Genomic DNA, 18,128 nt, shown 5'->3' on the forward strand with positions numbered 1-18,128 from the left:
TGCTTGTCCGACAGGGTAGTTCTGAAGCTGCATACCCCATCGCGAACCATGCGCAACGGATCATAACTTTCCGTGAGTCGGCACGGATCGGTGCACGGGTGCAGAAGAGGGGCGCACACCCGTGTGACCTTGGACACGTCCCCTTCTCCGGACTGACCGGAAGGCCCCCGGATGCCTTCGGAAGGCGCGTGGAGGGTGTGCCGGGACCGGTGGCGGGCGCACCGCGGGAGCGCGGCCCCGCGACGCCGTACGCTCGCCCCATGGTCATGTCGTTTCCACGCCAGTACGCCAGAACGCAGCGCTTCACCCTGGGGGCGCCGCGCGCCTTCACCGTGGCCCCGGACGGCTCCCGGATCGTCTTCCTCCGCTCCCGCGGCGGCACCGACCGGGCGAACCTGCTGTGGGTGCGGGATCTCGGCGGCCCCGGCGGACCCGGCCCGGACGGGGACGGGGAGCGCGTGGTGGCCGATCCGGCGGAACTGCTCGGCGGTGCGGACGAGAGGCTGTCGTCCGAGGAGCGCGCCCGGCGCGAGCGGAGCCGCGAGGGGTCGGCCGGGGTGGTCGGCTACGCGACCGACTCCGCGGTGGAGACGGCGGCCTTCGCCCTGTCCGGGCGGCTGTTCACCGCCGATCTGCGCACGGCCGCCGTGCGCGAGCTGCCCACCCCGGCCCCGGTGGTGGACCCCCGCCCTTCCCCGGACGGCCGGCGCGTCGCCTATGTGGCGGACGGCGCCCTGCGCGTGGCGGACCGCGACGGCGGGAGCGACCGGGCGGTGGCCGAGCCGGAGGAGACCCGCGGCGGCGGCCGTACGGCCTGGGGCCTGGCGGAGTTCGCCGCGGCCGAGGAGATGGACCGCTCCCGGGGTTTTTGGTGGTCCCCGGACGGCACCCGGATGCTGGCCGCCCGGGTGGACGACTCACCCGTGCGCCGCTGGTGGATCGCCGATCCGGCCAACCCCGAGAGCGAGCCGGCCGAGGTGGCCTACCCGGCCGCCGGCACGGACAACGCCGAGGTGACGCTCCACCTCCTCGACATCGGGGACGGGGGAGAAGCCGGGGAGGGGGGCCGCACCGAGGTGGCCTGGGACCGCGTCCGCTACCCCTACCTCGCGCGCGTCCACTGGTCGGCCGCCGGGCCGCCCCTGCTGCTCGTCCAGTCACGCGACCAGCGCAGCCATCTCTATCTGACCGTCGACACCGCCACCGGCCGCACCGCGCCGCTGCACGCGGACGAGGACCCGGCATGGCTGGAACTCTTCGCCGGCGTGCCCGTGTGGACGCCCGACGGGCGCCTGGTGCGGATCGCCGACGAGGGCGGGGCACGCGTCCTGGTGGTCGGGGACCGGCCGCTGACCTCGGCCGCCCTGCACGTACGGGCGGTGCTGGACGTCGGCGACGAGGACGTGCTCTTCTCCGCCTCGGCCGGGCCGGACGCGCCCGGGGACTCCCCCGTTGGCGAGATCGCCGTCTACCGGGCCTGGTTCCGCGGCAGCGGCGACCAGGGCGGCTGGGAGCGGGTCTCCCCCGAGGGCGCCGCGCACATCGCCTCCGCCGTCCGCGGCGGAGACACCGTGGTGCTGTCCACCGCGGCTCTGGACCGCCCCGGCGCCCGCGCCGAGGCGCTGCGCCTGCCCGAGACCGGCAAGGGCGCCCCGGCGTCGCTGGCCGTCATCGCCTCCCACGCCGAGACGCCCGTGCTGACCGCCCGCCCCCGGCTGCTGCGCGCGGGCGCGCGGCGGATCCCGGCCGCCGTGCTGCTGCCCACCGGGTACCGCGACGGCGAGGGGGTGCTGCCGGTCCTGATGGACCCCTACGGCGGCCCGCACGGCCAGCGCGTGGTGGCCGCGCACAACGCGCATCTGACCTCGCAGTGGTTCGCCGACCAGGGGTTCGCCGTGGTGGTCGCGGACGGCCGCGGCACCCCCGGCAACTCCCCCGCCTGGGAGAAGGCGGTCGCGGGCGATCTGGCGGGCACCACCTTGGACGACCAGGTCGAGGCCCTGCACGCACTGGCCGAGAGCCACCCCCTGGACCTGAGCCGGGTCGGCATCCGCGGCTGGTCCTACGGCGGCTACCTGGCCGCGCTGGCCGTGCTGCGCCGCCCGGACGTCTTCCACGCGGCGGTGGCCGGCGCGCCCGTCACCGACTGGCGGCTGTACGACACCCACTACACCGAGCGCTACCTCGGCCTGCCCCGGGAGCGGCCGGAGGTGTACGCGGCCAACTCCCTGGTAACCGACGAGGGGCTGTCGGCGCCGGACGGGCCGCACCGGCCTCTGATGATCGTCCACGGCCTGGCCGACGACAACGTGGTGGCCGCCCACACCCTGCGGCTGTCCTCGGCGCTGCTGGCCGCGGGCCGTATGCACGAGGTGCTGCCGCTGTCCGGGGTGACGCATATGACCCCGCAGGAGCGGGTGGCCGAGAACCTGCTGCTGCTCCAGGTCGCCTTCCTCAAGCGGTCGCTGGGCGTGGCGTAGCCGCACCTGGAGCCGGGCCACCGCCGGGCACCCCGGCTCCCCGCCCGCGCCTGGCGACGGCGCCCTCGCCGCGCCGGGCCGCCGTACAGCGCGGACGCCGCCGTGCCCCTGCGAGGGGCACGGCGGCGTCCGGGCGTGTCGGTGCGGTGCTCAGGACTCCTCGCCCTGACCGGAGGTCTCGGCGTCCCGGTGCTCCATGGCGGCCAGGCCCGGGTCGAGGACGATCTCCTTGCCGCCCCCGGTGGTCCCCGCCTCAGGGAAGTGGCACGCCGTCAGGTGGCCCGGGGTGTTGCCCTCGATCTGCACCAGCGGCGGCGCCTCCGTCGCGCACTTGTCCTGCGCCTTCCAGCAGCGGGTGCGGAAGCGGCAGCCGGACGGCGGCGAGATGGGCGACGGCACGTCGCCGGCGAGGCGGATGCGCTCGCGTCCCTCGGTCTCGTCCTCGTCGCGCAGCACCGCCTCGGGGACGGCGGACAGCAGCGCGTGGGTGTAGGGGTGCCGCGGCCGGTTGTAGATCGACTCGCGGTCCCCGATCTCCACGATCTTGCCGAGGTACATCACCGCGACGCGCTGCGAGAAGTGCCGCACGACCGCCAGGTCGTGCGCGATGAAGACGAAGGCGATGCCCATGTCCCGCTGCACCTGCTGGAGCAGATTGACGACCTGCGCCTGGATGGAGACGTCCAGGGCGGAGACCGGCTCGTCGGCCACGATCAGCTTCGGCTCCAGCGCGAGTGCGCGGGCCACCCCGATGCGCTGGCGCTGGCCGCCGGAGAACTCGTGCGGGAAGCGGTTGTAGTGCTCGGGGTTGAGGCCGACGATCTCCAGCAGCTCGCGGACCCGCTTCTCGCGGCCTCCGGGCGGGTTGATGCCGTTGATCTCCATCGGCCCGCCGATGATCTTGCCGACCGTCTGGCGCGGGTTGAGCGAGGAGTACGGGTCCTGGAAGATCATCTGGATCTCGGACCGGATCGGCGCCAGCTGCCTGCGCTTGGCGTGGGTGATGTCCTGACCCCGGTAGTTGATCGTGCCGCCCGTCGGCTCCAGCAGCCGGGTCAGCAGCCGTCCGGTGGTGGACTTGCCGCAGCCGGACTCGCCGACGAGGCCGAAGCTCTCGCCCGCCAGCACGCTCATGTCGACCCCGTCCACGGCCTGGACCGCGCCGACGGTCCGCTTGATCGGGAAGCCGCCCTTGATCGGGAAGTGCTTGGTCAGCCCCTTGACCTCCAGCAGGGGCTCGCCTGTGCCCACGGCCGGGGCCGCCGGCCTGGTCAGGGTGAGTTCGTCGCTCATGTCTCGTTGCTCCCTAGCCCAGCCGGGGCTTGATCTGCTCGATGAAGTACGTCCGCTTCTGCTCCGGCGTCAGGTGGCAGGCGGCTCCGCGGCCCTCGGGCAGCAGAGGCCTGTCGCCGGTGCAGGACACACCGCCGGGGACCTTGTCCCTGTACTCGCAGCGCGGGTGGAAGGGGCAGCCCGACGGCGGGTTGAGCAGGCTGGGCGGAGTGCCCTCGATCGGCCGGAGCTTCTGGCTCACGTCCCCGCCGAGCCGGGGCATCGAGCTGAGCAGACCCCAGGTGTAGGGGTGCTGGGGGGCCCGCAGCACCTCGCCGGTGGTGCCCCGCTCCACGGCCCGGCCGCCGTACATCACCATGATGTCGTCGGCCACGTCGGCGATCACGCCGAGGTCGTGGGTGATGAAGATGATCGCCGACCCGAACTCCTGCTGGAGGTCCTTGAGCAGGTCGAGGATCTGGGCCTGGACGGTGACGTCCAGGGCGGTGGTCGGCTCGTCCGCGATCAGCAGGTCGGGGTCGCACATCAGCGCCATGGCGATCATCGCGCGCTGCCGCATACCGCCCGAGAACTGGTGGGGGTAGTCGTCGACGCGGGTCCTGGGGTGGGGGATGCCCACCTTCTCCAGCATCTCGATGGCGCGCTCGCGCGTCTCGCGCTTGGAGGCTCCCGTGTGCTTGCGGAAGGGCTCCCCGATCTGGCGGCCGATGGTGTAGTACGGCGACAGCGCGGTCAGCGGATCCTGGAAGATCATCGCCATCTTGTTGCCGCGCAGCCCCTCCATCGTCTTCTCGGAGGCGCCGGTCAGCTCCTGGCCGTCCAGCACGATCTCGCCGGTGATCTCCGTGGACCGCGGGTTGTGCAGGCCCAGGATGGTGAGGTTGGTCACCGACTTCCCGGAGCCGGACTCACCCACGATGCCGAGCGTCTTGCCGCGCTCCACGTCGAAGGAGAGGTTGTTCACGGCCTTGACGATGCCGTCCTCGGTGGAGAACCGGACGTGGAGGTCGCGAACCGAGAGGAAGGAACCCGCCCCGGTCGGGGACGGCGCGCCCTCGGTCTTGGTGAGTGTGGTCACGGTCGTTCTCCTAGGACAGGCGCACACGCGGGTCGATGAACCCGTACACGGCGTCCACGACGAGGTTGCAGAGCAGGATGAAGGCGGCGCTGACCAGCATGACGCCCATGGTCAGGGGCAGGTCCTTGTAGAGGACCGATTCGACGGCCAGGCGTCCGATGCCGGCGAGGCTGAAGGTCAGCTCCGTCACGATCGCACCGCCGAGCAGTGCGCCCAGGTCGATGCCCAGGATCGTGACGATCGGGGTCAGCGAGCCGCGCCAGGCGTAGCGGAGGAAGACGTACCGCTCGGACATGCCCTTGGCCTTCGCCGTGCGGACATGGTCCTCCTGCATCTGCTCGATCAGGGTGGAGCGCGACATACGGGTGTAGTTCGCGGTGAAGATCAGCGACATCACGAACCACGGGATCAGCAGACCGACGAACCAGGCCGCCGGGTTATCCGTTATCGGCACGTACTTGGGGGACGACAGCCAGCCGGTGCTGTAGACCAGCAGGCCCAGCACGATCGGACCCAGGAAGTAGATCTGCATCGAGCTGAGGACCAGCGAGGCGGAGCTGAATGCCTTGTCGATCATCGTGCCCTTGTTGCGGGCGGCGATCATGCCGGCACCGAGGCCGAGGGTGAGGAAGAGGACGAGGCCGCCGACCGTGAGGGAGAGGGTCAGGGGCAGCCGGTCGATGATCGTGTCCCACACGAACCGGTCGTCGTTGAACGACACACCGAAGCAGGGGGCGTCGCAGTGGCCGACGGCGAAGTCCCGCCCCGCCACGATGCCCTTCATGAACTCCCAGTACTGCGCCGTGATCGGCTTGTCCAGTCCGAGGTTCTCGTGAATGATCGCCAGGTTCTGCGGGGTGCAGTTCTTGCCGCACGCCAGCAGGGCCGGGTCCTGCGGGATGGCGAAGAACATGGCGAAGGTGAAGGCACTGATCAGGATCAGGATGACGAAGGCGCCGACCGACCGGCGAAGGAGGAATTTAAACATGGTGGTGGTTCGCAGCTCTCAGCACGGCGACAACGACGACGGGGGTGGGACGTGCGAAGCGAAAGCCCGTGGGCGGGTCCCCGGGGGGTTCTCCCCCGGGGACCCACCTCATGAGCCGGTTACTTCTTCAGGTACAGCTGGGTGAGGTCGATGTAGCTCTTGACCGTGCTGTACCGGGCACCACCGATGTTGGAGCCGTAGATCTGCAGCTGCTTGGTGTAGTACAGCGGAGCGGCCGGGTTGACCTCTTCCACGATGTACTTGTGCAGCTCGACCCACTCCTTGGTGGCCTCTTCCGGGTCCTGGATCTTGGAGATCCGGTCGATCTCGCCGTTGACGTGCTTGTCGTTGATGTGCGAGTAGTTCGACGCGCCGTCGGCGATCTGGTCACCGTCGTACACCGGCGGGATGACGGTGGAGATGGACGGCCAGTCCTGGCCCCAGCCGGTCATGTAGATGTCCAGCTTGTTGTCGACCTTGCCGACCTGCTCGTACCAGGTGGACGGGTCGATGTCCTTCTTCTGGACGTCGAAGCCGACCTTCTCCAGGGCGGTCTCGATGATGACCGCCTGCTTCTGGCGGTGCGGGACGTTGGCGTAGGCGTAGGTGAGCTTCATGCCCTCCTTGCCGGCTTCCTTCAGAAGCTGCTTCGCCTTCTCGATGTCGCCGTTGGGCTTGTCGAGCTTGCCGTACGGGTCGTAGCCGTCCTCGTAGCCCGGCAGGGTCGGGGCCAGCAGGCCACCGGCCGGCTCACCGGCGTAGGACCCGCCGTCGGGGCGCAGGATCTGGCCGTTGGGCAGCGCGTGGGTGATCGCGTCGCGGACCTTCTTGTCCTTGAGGCGGTCCAGGTTCATGTTGAGCTGCCACACGTAGGGCTGGTAGCCCTTGATGGTGCGCTTGTCGGCCTCTTCGATGACCTGCTTGATCTTGGTGGAGTCCACCGAGCCGCTCATCTGGATGGCGCTGGCGGACTCACCGCGGTCGGCCAGGATGCGCTCGGTCTGGTCCGCGCGGTCGTGGTTGAACGTGATGTTCCAGCCGTCCACGTACTGGTGGCGGGAGGGGTCCGTCTTCGGGTCCCACTCGGTGTTCTTGACCAGCTTCATGGACTTGCCGGGGTTGAAGCTGTCGATCTTGTACGGGCCGAGCGCCACGGGCTTCTGGTCGTACTTCGCCTTGGTGTCGTCCTCCTCGGGGACGACGGAGTAGCCCGGCATCGCGAGCGCCTGCGGCAGGTCGGGCTGCGCGGTCTCGAAGTGGAAGACGATCGTCTTCTCGTCCGGGGTCTCCAGGACGGAGTCGGGCAGGTGGTCGCCCTCGTACGGACCGTCGGGCAGGGCGTCGCGGTAGCCGGGGCCGCCGGACAGCCACTGCTGGATGTAGGTCGGGCCGTCGGTGATGTGCTTGGAGTAAAGACGCTCGATGGTGTGGCGGATGTCCTTGGAGGTGATCGGGTCACCTTCCTGGTCCTTGATGCCGTCCTTGAGCGTGTACGTCCAGGTCTTGCCGCCGTCGGACTGCTTGCCGGAGTCGGTGGCGAGGTCGCCCACGACGGTCAGGCTGCCGTCCTCGGCCTGGGTGTAGGTGGTCAGACCGCGGTGGATGAGACCGGAGAGCTGACCGGCGTCACTGACGTAGATCTGGCCCGGGTCCAGGTGGGAGAAGTCGTCCTCCTGGTAGACCCGGATGGTGCCCCCCTCCTGGGCGCCCTCGACCGGCTTGGCCGGGCCCTTGGAGGCGGCGGCGTCGCCGTACTCGACCGCCGCGGACTGGGCCTTGGCGGCCTCCTTGTCCTTGGCGGAGCCCTCCTCGCTCTTTTTGCCGTTGTCGCTGTCGCCGCCGCAGCCGGTCAGGACCAGGGAGCCGGCGGCGAGGGCGACGAGTGCGCCTCGCAGTGTGCGCGATCGGATGGGATTCATGATGCTTGTGCACCTGCCTGTCAGTTGGGATCCGTCTGCTGCCCTGTCGCCTCCGGTCGCCCGGGGGCGGGGGTGGCAGCCCCCCTCAGGTGGACGTGATCAGCGTCCGGACTTGGGGTCGAAGGCGTCCCGCACGGAGTCGCCGAGAAGGTTGAAGGCCACCACGAAGATCACCATGGCGATACCGGGGAAGAACATGTACGTCGGGTCGTCCTGGTAGATCGTGGCGGCGGTCCTGAACATGCGCCCCCAGTCCGGCGTCGGCTCCACGTAACCCACGCCCACGAAGGACAGGAAGGCCACGGAGAGGATCGTCGAGGGGAGCATGTAGGTGGCCTGCACCAGGATCGGGGTGACCAGGTTCGGCAGCAGCTCCTTGCGGATGATCCGCCAGGGCGACGCCCCCGAGACCTTGGCGGCCTCCACGAACTCGCGTTCGCGCAGGGTGAGGGCCTGGCTGCGCACCAGGCGCGCCATGCCCATCCAGCCGAGGAGCCACAGGACGACGATGATTGCGGACGCCCGGACGTAGACCGGGGTCTCGTCGACGGGCGACACGAAGACGGCCACCACCACGGGCATCGCCGCGATCAGGGTGAGCTGACTGGGGAGAGCCATCATGAAGTCGGTGACCCGGCCGATCCAGTAGTCGACCTTCCCACCGAAGTAGCCGCCGACCAGACCGATCAGCACACCGGTGACCACCATCAGGAGGGTCACCGGGAGAGCGGTGTACAGCGAGGTCCGCATGCCGTACAGCAGCTGCATGAAGACATCGCGGCCGAGCTCCGGCTCGATGCCGAACCAGAACTCGGAGGACATGCCTCCGTTGGGGCCGACCGGGAAGCCGAACTCGTCCAGCAGTTCGTACTGCTCCTGACCGTACAGCGTGTACGGGTCCTTGCCGTAGAGCCAGGAGATCACCGGTGCGAGGGCGGCGATCAGGAAGAAGAAGATCACCACAAATGCACTGATCACACCGACACGGTCGCGCTTGAAGCGCAGCCACATCAGCTGGCCGGGTGAACGGCCGGCGAGCTGGCCGCCACTGCCGGCGGTCTGCTCTTTGCTCAGGCTCTCGGCGTCCGGGCCAGGGTTGTCGGCCTGGGCTGTCGCAGCCTGGGTTGGACTCGTCATCGCGTTGCGCCCCCGCGCTGTGGGTGTTGGCGGAACCCGCTCTTTCTTCGGCACTGGGAAATGCCATGGGCTGAGCGGACTTTTGCAATCGGTTCCCAGCTCAGTCAAGAGGTCTTGGCCCTCGGTTGACCACTCTCCGCACATCTTGAGCGAAGGTTTTGCAGATTGAGGTCCCAGCGTGCTTGACAAGCCCCAGAAGGGTCGGACATATAGTCACTTTGGACCCATAAAGAGTTAATGAATCCGCAACCTAGCCGTCGCTGCGCCGATATACGAACGCGTCGTTCTGAACTGCGTACGGACCCCTCGTGACACGCCCGCAACCCTGGAGACGTCCCCCGAAAGAGTGGACGCGCGTAGATCCACCCCGCGCCGACGGTCGCCAAAACCGTTGCAACGGCAAACATCGGCATGTTCGCGTGGCCTATTCCGCACCGCCGTGCCGACCGGGGCGGAGCCCGGTGGAACCGCCCGTTCCACCCGTCCGCCACGCACCCCCCGCAGGCGCCCGCCGGGCCGGCTCCCGGGCGCGGGCGCCTGCGGGGACACCGCCGGCCGCGCGGCGGCGCGCAACGGGCACGGCGGACCGCCGCCGCCGGAGCGGGGGGAACGGCTCCTCGCACGAGCGCCTCCTCGGGGCCTGGACATCCTCTCTCCGGAGCCATATCACCTCATAAGAGACTTTTCCCGCCGCTACGCCGAACGGGCCTGCGGAGCGCTCCGGCCGCCGCCCGGATGCCGCACGGCCGCCGGGGCCGTACGGTCCCGGAAGGCGCGAAGGGGTGCTGCGGACCGATGCGGTCCGCAGCACCCCTTCGGACGGATCGCCGTGCGCGTCAGGCGTGCTTGGCCCGGGAGGCGGCGCGGGCGCGCTCCTTCTGGTCGAGGACGACCTTGCGGATGCGCACGGCTTCCGGGGTCACCTCCACGCACTCGTCGTCGCGGCAGAACTCCAGGGACTGCTCCAGCGACAGCTTGCGCGGCGGGACGATCGACTCGGCCACGTCGGCGGTCGAGGACCGCATGTTGGTGAGCTTCTTCTCCTTGGTGATGTTGACGTCCATGTCGTCGGAGCGGGAGTTCTCACCGACGATCATGCCCTCGTACACCTCGGTGCCCGGCTCGACGAAGAGCACGCCGCGCTCCTGGAGGTTGGTCATCGCGAAGGCGGTGACGGCTCCGGAGCGGTCCGCGACGAGCGAGCCGTTGTTGCGGGTCTTCAGCTCCCCGAACCAGGACTCGTGGCCCTCGTGGATGGAGTGCGCGATCCCGGTGCCGCGGGTCTGGGTCAAAAACTCCGTGCGGAAGCCGATCAGGCCGCGGGAGGGCACCACGAACTCCAGTCGCACCCAGCCCGAGCCGTGGTTGGACATGTTGTCCATCCGGCCCTTGCGGGTGCCCATGAGCTGCGTGACGGCGCCCATGTGCTCCTCGGGCACGTCGATGGTCAGGCGCTCGACCGGCTCGTGGACCTTGCCGTCGACGTCCTTGGTCACCACCTGCGGTTTGCCGACGGTCAGCTCGTAGCCCTCCCGGCGCATGGTCTCCACCAGGATGGCCAGCGCCAGCTCGCCGCGGCCCTGCACCTCCCAGGCGTCGGGGCGCTCGGTGTCCAGCACGCGCAGCGAGACGTTGCCGATCAGCTCGCGGTCGAGACGGTCCCTGACCTGGCGGGCGGTGACCTTGCGGTCCTTGACGGCCGCCTTGGCGTCCGCGCCCTTGCCGGTGCCGCCCCGGCCGACCAGCGGCGAGGTGTTGGTGCCGATGGTCATGGAGATCGCCGGCTCGTCGACGGTGATCAGCGGCAGCGCGACCGGGTTCTCCGGGTCGGCCAGCGTCTCGCCGATGGTGATGTCCGGGATGCCGGCGACGGCGCAGATGTCGCCCGGGCCCGCCACCTCGGCCGGCTTACGGGTGAGCGCCTCCGTCATCAGCAGCTCGGTGATGCGCACGCTCTGCACCGAGCCGTCGCGCTTCATCCAGGCCACCGTCTGGCCCTTGCGCAGCTCGCCCTGGGCCACGCGCAGCAGCGCGATGCGGCCGAGGAAGTTGTCGGCGTCCAGGTTGGTGACATGGGCCTGGAGCGGGGCGCCCTCCTCGTAGGAGGGCGCCGGGACGTGCTCCAGCAGTGTGGAGAAGAACGGCTCCAGGCTGTCGCTGTCGGCCGGGACGGTGCCGTCGGCCGGCTTGGTCAGCGAGGCCACGCCGTCACGGGCGCAGGCGTAGACGATGGGGAACTCGATCTGCTCCTCGTCGGCGTCCAGGTCGAGGAAGAGGTCGTAGGCCTCGTCGACGACCTCGTCGATGCGGGAGTCGGGCCGGTCGGTCTTGTTGATGCACAGGATGACCGGCAGCCGGGCCTGGAGCGCCTTGCGCAGCACGAAGCGGGTCTGCGGCAGCGGGCCCTCGGAGGCGTCCACCAGCAGTACCACCGCGTCCACCATGGACAGGCCGCGCTCGACCTCGCCGCCGAAGTCGGCGTGGCCGGGGGTGTCGATGATGTTGATGGTGACGGAGGCGCCGCCGTCCTTGGGGTGGTACTTGACCGCGGTGTTCTTGGCGAGAATGGTGATGCCCTTCTCGCGTTCCAGGTCGTTGGAGTCCATCACGCGGTCGTCCACCTGGTCGAGCTGGTGGGCGGCGAAGGCGCCGGCCTGCTTGAGCATGGCGTCGACCAGGGTCGTCTTGCCGTGGTCGACGTGGGCGACGATGGCGACGTTACGGATGTCGTGGCGCGTGGGCATACTGGGGGCGCTTCTCCCGGAATCGTGGATGGCGGCGCGACCGGTGCGTCGCGCGCCCGCCGGGCTGATCATCGCCACGGCCTGTCATCCCTCCATGTTACGGGCCCGGTGCCGGTGGCCGGGGCCCGGCGGCTCCCCGCGGCCCCCGGCCCGCACCGCGTACGACCGTGGGCCGCGCCCGTGTCCGCCCGGCGACACCTGGGTGACTGCCCGCCGACCGGGAGCTTCGCCCCGCGCCGGACCGCGGGCGCGACTCCCCCGCGAGGGCTGTGTGACGTGCGGCACTCCCGGACGCGGCGCCGGACACGGCGTCCGCGGCCGGTCCCTCAGAACATGTTCAGCAGGGCCTCGACCGAGTCCGGCGGTTTGGGCTCGCCCTCCTGGGGGAGGGCGAGCTCGAACCAGACTGTCTTCCCCCGCGGGGTGCGGCGGCTGCCCCAGCCCGAGGAGAGCAGATCGACCAGTTGCAGGCCGCGGCCGCCCTCGTCGGTGTCGCGGGCGCGGCGGCGGCGGGGCTGGACGAGCCCCGAGTCCCACACCTCGCAGACCAGGGTGCGGTCCATCAGCAGGCGCAGCCGTATCTCTCCCCCTGGCGCTGCCGGGGGGACCCCCACCCCTGACTGCGCCGGAAGGGTTCCCGCCCCCGGCTGCGCGGAGGAGACCCCCATGCCGTGGCGCAGGGCGTTGGTGACCAGCTCGCTGACGAGCAGCTCGGTGGTGTCGGCGAGGTCGTCCAGACCCCATGCGGCGAGCCTGCGGCGGGTCAGTTCACGGGCGCGGGCGACCGAACGGGCCTCGGCCGGCAGCCGCCAGTCGCCCACCGACTCGGCGGGCAGCCCCTGGATCCGGGCCAGCAGCAGGGCGATGTCGTCCTCGCCGTGATGGGTCTCCAGTGCGCCCAGCACCTCGTCGCAGACGTCCTCCAGCGGGCGGTCGGGGCCCGACAGGGTGGTGCGCAGCGCCTGGAGCCCCTCGTCCAGGGACTGGTGGCGGGACTCGACCAGGCCGTCGGTGTAGAGGGCGAGCAGGGCGCCGTCCGGCAGCTCGACCTCGGTCTCCTCGAAGGGCTCGCCGCCCACGCCCAGCGGCACCCCCTTGGGGACCTCCAGCAGCAGCGCGGACTGCTCGCCGCCGTCGTCGCGCGGTTCGACCAGTACGGGCGGCAGATGCCCGGCGTTGGCGAAGGTGCAGCGGCGGGTGACGGGGTCGTAGACGGCGTAGACGCAGGTGGCCAGGTACACCTCGGAGAGGTCCGCGGCCCGGCCGGGGTGGTCGCCGCGGCCGTCGCGGGAGGCACCCAGCCCCTGGGCGATCTCGTCCAACGCGCCCAGCACCTCGGCGGGTTCCAGGTCCAGCAGGGCCAGGGTGCGCACCGCCGTGCGCAGTTCGCCCATGGCCACGGCCGCGCGCAGACCGCGGCCCATCACGTCGCCGACCACCAGGGCGGTGCGGTGCCCGGGCAGTTCGATGACGTCGAACCAGTCGCCGCCCACCTCGCTGGCCGTACTGCCCGGCAGATAGCGGCAGGCGATGTCGAGCCCGGCGGCCTCGGGGTCGTCCGGGGGCAGCAGGCTGCGCTGGAGTATGAGCGCGCGCTCGTGCTCCCTGCGGTACAGCCGCGCGTTGTCGACGCACACGGCCGCGCGGGCGGCCAGCTCCGCGCCGAGGGCGGCGTCCCGCTCACCGAAGGGCTCGCTGCCCTTGGTGCGGGAGAACTGCACCAACCCGAGCACCCGGCCGCGCGCGACCATCGGCACGGCGAGGGTGGACTGCACCAGGGTGCCCGTGACGCGCTGGACGCGGGCGGTGCGCAGCGCGTCGGCGTACGGGGAGCCGGCGGGGTAGCGGTGGATACCGCCGGGTTCGACGTGGTCCGGGTCGGGGGCGCCGCTCACGCGGTGGCCGAGGGTGATCGGGCCGTCGGAGACGGCGCTGGCGAAGGCCACGCGCCGCAGCGGGCGGGTGCCCTCCAGGCCCTCCGCCGCCCGGGGATCCTCCCCGGAGAACACCTCGGGGTACAGGTCCACGGAGGCCAGGTCGCAGAACTGGGGCACGGCCACGTCGAGGAGTTCGCGGGCGGTGGTGTCCAGATCGAGGGAGTTGCCTATCCGGGCCCCCGCGGCGTTCAGCAGCGCCAGGGCCCGGCGCACGTCGTCGGGCTTTCCCGACTCGGCCGGAATGTCGCTCAACGCCGCCCCTTCCTGTTCCGGTCCGGATTCCCTTCGGGCGCCCTCCGCCCGGAGGGAGGCCGGCCCCCCGCCGCACGGTTTCCGCCACTTCCGGCGGGCTCCGGGCCTGTCCCGTCCCCTCTCTCCTAACCGGGCGGAGTCCGCTCGAACCACGCGCCGTGGCGGCGTGGCCGTCCCCGACAGGGCCCGGCGGCGGCACCGCGGCTGGGAGCGGAGGCGCGCGAGGAGGCGTGGCGCAATTTTTCCGGTGCGTTGGACACAGCGTCAAGGCGCAGGTGAGGCCGCTGTTCCGGTGCCAGGGAATGGGATCGAACCCATCACCGTCACGGCAGGCTCAGTTCGAACCACACGGTCTTGCCGATCGGGCCGTGGCGGGTCCCCCAGCGGCGCGCCCCGCGGGCGACGAGCTGGATTCCGCGCCCGCCCTCGTCGTCCACGGCGGCGTTGCGTTCACGGGGCGGGACGGGAAGCGGGTCGGAGACCTCCACCAGCAGGGAGGTGCCGCGCACCATCCTTACGCCGATGGGCCCGTGGGCGTGGCGCATGGAGTTGGTGACCAGTTCGCTGACGAGCAGCACGGTGTCGTCGGCCAGCGCCTCCAGACCCCAGCCGCGCAGGACGCCGCGGACGGCCTCACGGGCCCGGCGCACGGCGTACGTCTCGGCGGGGAAGGTCCAGGAGGCGGCGCTGTTCTCGGGGAGGCCGCCGAGCCGGGCCAGCAGCAGCGCCACATCATCCACCGAACCCGCAGGGCCGGCGGGACCGGAGGGGGCGGCGCCCCGGCCGGCCGGCCCGGTGCCCGGGTCCAGATCACCGAGCACCCGGTCGCAGACGTCCTCCAGGAACGGCTGGGCGGGCAGGCCGCCGAGCAGGGACACCAGGCGTTCCAGCCCCTCGGTGATGTCCTCGCCGCGGTGCTCGATCAGCCCGTCGGTGTAGAGCACGAGGACCGAGCCGTCCTCCACCCCCAGGCTCACGGACTCGAACTCCACCCCGCCGACGCCCAGCGGGGCGCCCGACGGCGCTTCGACCAGGGTGACTTCCCAGCCGTCGCCCCGGCCGGTCAGCAGCAGCGGCGGCACGTGCCCGGCGGTGGCCAGGGTGCACTGGCGGGTGGAGGGGTCGTAGACGGCGTAGACGCAGGTGGCCATCAGGGGCTCGTCGGGGCCCTGGGCGAGGTCGTCGGCCAGGTCGTTGACGCGGCGCAGCAGTTCGTCGGGCGGCAGGTCGAGGGCGGCCAGGGTGCGCACCGCCGTGCGCAGCTGCCCCATGGTGGCCGCGGCGCGCAGCCCGTGGCCCATCACGTCGCCGACGACGAGGGCGACCCGGCCGCCCGCCAGGGGGATCACGTCGAACCAGTCGCCGCCCGCCTCGGCCTCGGCCTCGGTGTGGCTGCCCCCGGGGACGTAGCGGTAGGCGATCTGCACGCCGGGCGGCGAGGGCACCTGCTGGGGCATCAGGCTGCGCTGGAGCATCAGGGCGCTCTCGCGCTCGCGGGCGTAGAGGCGGGCGTTGTCCAGGCTGATGCCGGCGCGCCCGGCCAGTTCCATCGCGAGCGCGAGGTCGTCGCGGTCGAAGGCGGCGCGGCCCTCGGCCCGGTTGAGCAGCAGCAGCCCCAGGACGGTGCCCCGGGCGCGCAGCGGGACGACCATCAGGGAGTGGATGTCCAGGTCGAGGGCGGCCTGGACCCTGGGATCGCCCGGGTAGGAGGCGCAGACCAGTTCCTCGCGGGACATCACCAGGTGGGGGGCGGCCGAGGTGAGCACGCTCTCGAAGATCGACCCCCGCTCCAGGGCGATGTCCTGGCCGACCCTCAGCATCCGCTCCACGACCGGGCCGCGGTCCTTGGCCGCGGCGCCGAGCTGGAGCAGCGGGGCACCGGACGGCCGGGCGGCGCGGGGCAGTTCGCCGCTGTGGGCGACGGCGCCGTAGAGCATCACGCTCGTGTAGTCGGCGAAGCGCGGCACGAGGGCGCCGGCGAGCGTCCTGGCGATCCTGGGGACGTCGAGCAGGTCGCCGAGGGCCACGCCGACGTCGTCCAGGAGCTTCAGCCGCTGCCGGGCGCGCTCGATCTTCTCCATCGCGTCACGCCGCTCGGTGACGTCCATGACCGTGGAACTGACGCCGAGGACTCGTCCGTCGGGGCTGGTGAGCCTGCCGTACGACACCGAGCGCCAGCCGTGCCCGTCGGGGGCGGCCAGGACGGTGTCCACCACGGGGCGGCCGGTCTCCAGCACGAGGGACTGGATCTGGGCGAGGGTGTCGGCCATGGCCTGCGGCATCACCTCGTGGACGGTCCTGCCGAGGGTCTCGCGGACCGGCTTCCCGTTGAGCCGGGCGAGTGCCTCGTTGGCTCGGACGTAGCGGCGCTCGGTGTCGAAGACGGCGATGCCGAGCGGGGAGGTGGCGAAGAGGGCGTCGAGCGCGGCGAGGTCCTGTTCGACGGCGCGCAGCCGGGAGGTCTCGACGATGTTGGCCAGAACGAACGGTTTGCAGTCGGGGGGCGTGAGCAGGGAGGCGCGGCCCTCGACCTCCACTGTGTACCCGTCGCGGTGGCGGACGCGCATGCTGCCGCGCCAGTACCCGTTCTCCCGGATCGCCCGGTAGATCTCGCCGCGCGAGACGGGAGCGCCCGAGGACGCCTCGACGGGGGCCTCGGTGAGGTAGCCGCCGTAGTAGTGGCCGACCATGGATTCGGCGGGCCATCCGAGGATCTCCTCGACCGTGGGGCTCCACAGCATGATGTAGCCGTCGGTGTCGAACATGACGACACCGACGCGCAGGGTGTCGAGCAGCGAGGTGGTCACGCCCTCGACCGCGCCGTGGAATGCCTTGGGTGGGTCGTTCACGCCGTCCTCGTCCACGCTCGGGCCCTGGCCCGGGCGCACACCCGGGCTTTTGGGACTGTTTGTCCGTATACCCGATTGTGCATTGGGTCAGGCGTGATCACCGCTTCCGCGGCGCAGGCGCTCGACCAGGTAGCGCCGCTCCTCCGCCCCTCCATCCGCCCCTTCCGCTCCGGCGCCGCCCGCCCGGCGCCCGCTCAGCCGCTCGGCCATGCCCTGGGCCTCGGCCCGGGTGGCGTAGCGGCCGACGCGGTAGCGGTTGCCGTTCGGATCCTGCCGTATGACCATCCAGGGGAGCACGGCCTTGCCCTCGCTCATCGCGCGCCCCTCCCGCCCAGCACTCCGCGCCGTGCGGCTTCCCCCAACGATCCACCGGTCTGCATATGCCCGACCCTACGCCCGGACCTCACTCAGCGCATTCGCGTTGGCACAATGCGGCATGATTTCGGCCATGTGTGCGAGTGTCGGCGGCACCCGGAGGGGCGCGCGGGAGTGGTTCAGCGCACCGGGAGGTGGTACACCGCACGGTGGCGGTCCGCGGGAACGATCACGTCCGCGGTCTCCACCGGACGTCCGCCGGCGCGGTACGTCCGCTCGATCACCAGCACGGTGTGTCCCGGCACCCCGCCCAGCACGAGCATCTCCTCCGCCAGTCCGGGACGGGCCCCGACCTCCTCCACCACGTTGTCCACGACGATGCCGATGGCCGCCATCCGCTCCACCACCCCCCGTCCTCCGAGCGGCCCCTCCTCCGGCAGCATCACGGGGGTGCGCCCGGTGACGGCCAGCGGCTCCCACGAGGTGGAGAGCATCGAGGGCTCCCCGTCGACACGGAACAGGTAGCGGGTGCGCATCACCCGCTCCCCCTCCTTGATGCGCAGCCGCTCGGCGACCCCCTGCCCCGCCTCCTCCTGCTCGCTGTACGACTCCCAGGTACCCGACACCCGTTCGTCGGCCTGCTCCTGGCGGAACGGACCGACCTCGCCGGCCGGCCGGTAGCCGGTACGGATCACCCTGCGCGGCACGGGCCGCTCGCGCACGTACGTCCCCGATCCGGAGCGGCCCTCGACCAGCCCCTCGGCCATCAGCACCTTGCGTGCCTCCAGCGCGACGGTGTCCGAGACGCCGTACTCCGCGCGGATGCGGGCCTGCGACGGCAGCCGGGTGCGCGGCGGAAGCGTGCCGTCGGCGATCTTCCGGCGGAGATCCCCGGCCACACGCAGATATGCGGGCTGCTCACCGAAAGGCACATGTCCTCCCAACGGCTTGACGGTGTGCAACAGCTTGGCAACGGAAGGTTGTACGCCGCAATAATCGGCCAGGGTTTCACCCGATGTGATGAAGTGCTGCTCAGGGCAGGTTTCAAGCATGAACCCGGCCCCCACGGCTGAGCCGTGGGGGCCGGGGCGATACGAAGCGGTCAGAGCCGCCGTGGACCAGTCCGGAGAGCGGAC

At 71.2% G+C, this 18,128-nt stretch carries 11 protein-coding genes; 1 reads left to right on the plus strand and 10 read right to left on the minus strand.

Annotated features, from left to right (window positions below; all coding sequences use genetic code 11):
- Positions 1-266: 266 nt before the first annotated feature.
- On the plus strand, positions 267-2,480 hold the full coding sequence (locus ACGRHY_RS08785; protein ID WP_394634825.1) for a S9 family peptidase: 2,214 nt from the start codon (positions 267-269) through the stop codon (positions 2,478-2,480).
- A 150-nt stretch (positions 2,481-2,630) separates the two neighbouring features.
- On the opposite strand, the gene ACGRHY_RS08790 is transcribed toward ACGRHY_RS08785, so the two are convergent.
- The 10 genes from ACGRHY_RS08790 to ACGRHY_RS08835 form a co-directional block, all read right to left on the minus strand.
- Positions 2,631-3,773, minus strand: coding sequence for an ABC transporter ATP-binding protein (locus tag ACGRHY_RS08790; protein ID WP_394634826.1), 1,143 nt, complete (start codon positions 3,771-3,773; stop codon positions 2,631-2,633).
- 13 nt (positions 3,774-3,786) lie between these two features.
- Complete coding sequence (locus tag ACGRHY_RS08795; RefSeq protein WP_394634827.1) at positions 3,787-4,851, minus strand: ABC transporter ATP-binding protein; 1,065 nt, start codon at positions 4,849-4,851, stop codon at positions 3,787-3,789.
- 10 nt (positions 4,852-4,861) lie between these two features.
- Positions 4,862-5,839, minus strand: a complete 978-nt coding sequence (locus ACGRHY_RS08800; RefSeq protein WP_394634828.1) for an ABC transporter permease — start codon at positions 5,837-5,839, stop codon at positions 4,862-4,864.
- A 119-nt stretch (positions 5,840-5,958) separates the two neighbouring features.
- Complete coding sequence (locus ACGRHY_RS08805) at positions 5,959-7,758, minus strand: ABC transporter substrate-binding protein (RefSeq protein ID WP_394634829.1); 1,800 nt, start codon at positions 7,756-7,758, stop codon at positions 5,959-5,961.
- Positions 7,759-7,857: 99 nt separating this feature from the next.
- A complete protein-coding gene (locus tag ACGRHY_RS08810) occupies positions 7,858-8,895 on the minus strand; it encodes an ABC transporter permease (protein ID WP_394634830.1) in 1,038 nt (345 codons plus the stop codon).
- Between the two features lie 836 nt (positions 8,896-9,731).
- Complete coding sequence (gene typA / locus ACGRHY_RS08815; protein ID WP_394634831.1) at positions 9,732-11,639, minus strand: translational GTPase TypA; 1,908 nt, start codon at positions 11,637-11,639, stop codon at positions 9,732-9,734.
- Between the two features lie 326 nt (positions 11,640-11,965).
- Complete coding sequence (locus ACGRHY_RS08820; RefSeq protein ID WP_394634832.1) at positions 11,966-13,828, minus strand: ATP-binding SpoIIE family protein phosphatase; 1,863 nt, start codon at positions 13,826-13,828, stop codon at positions 11,966-11,968.
- A gap of 323 nt (positions 13,829-14,151) precedes the next feature.
- Positions 14,152-16,677, minus strand: a complete 2,526-nt coding sequence (locus tag ACGRHY_RS08825; protein WP_394634833.1) for a SpoIIE family protein phosphatase — start codon at positions 16,675-16,677, stop codon at positions 14,152-14,154.
- An 87-nt stretch (positions 16,678-16,764) separates the two neighbouring features.
- Positions 16,765-16,992, minus strand: a complete 228-nt coding sequence (locus ACGRHY_RS08830) for an SPOR domain-containing protein (RefSeq protein WP_394634834.1) — start codon at positions 16,990-16,992, stop codon at positions 16,765-16,767.
- Positions 16,993-17,171: 179 nt separating this feature from the next.
- The gene (locus ACGRHY_RS08835; protein ID WP_394634835.1) at positions 17,172-17,924 is read right to left on the minus strand and encodes a GntR family transcriptional regulator; all 753 of its coding nucleotides are present in this window, start codon (positions 17,922-17,924) and stop codon (positions 17,172-17,174) included.
- Positions 17,925-18,128 lie beyond the last annotated feature (204 nt).

Origin of the sequence: Streptomyces shinuiensis (assembly GCF_043660855.1) — a bacterium.
Taxonomy (GTDB): Bacteria; Actinomycetota; Actinomycetes; order Streptomycetales; family Streptomycetaceae; genus Streptomyces.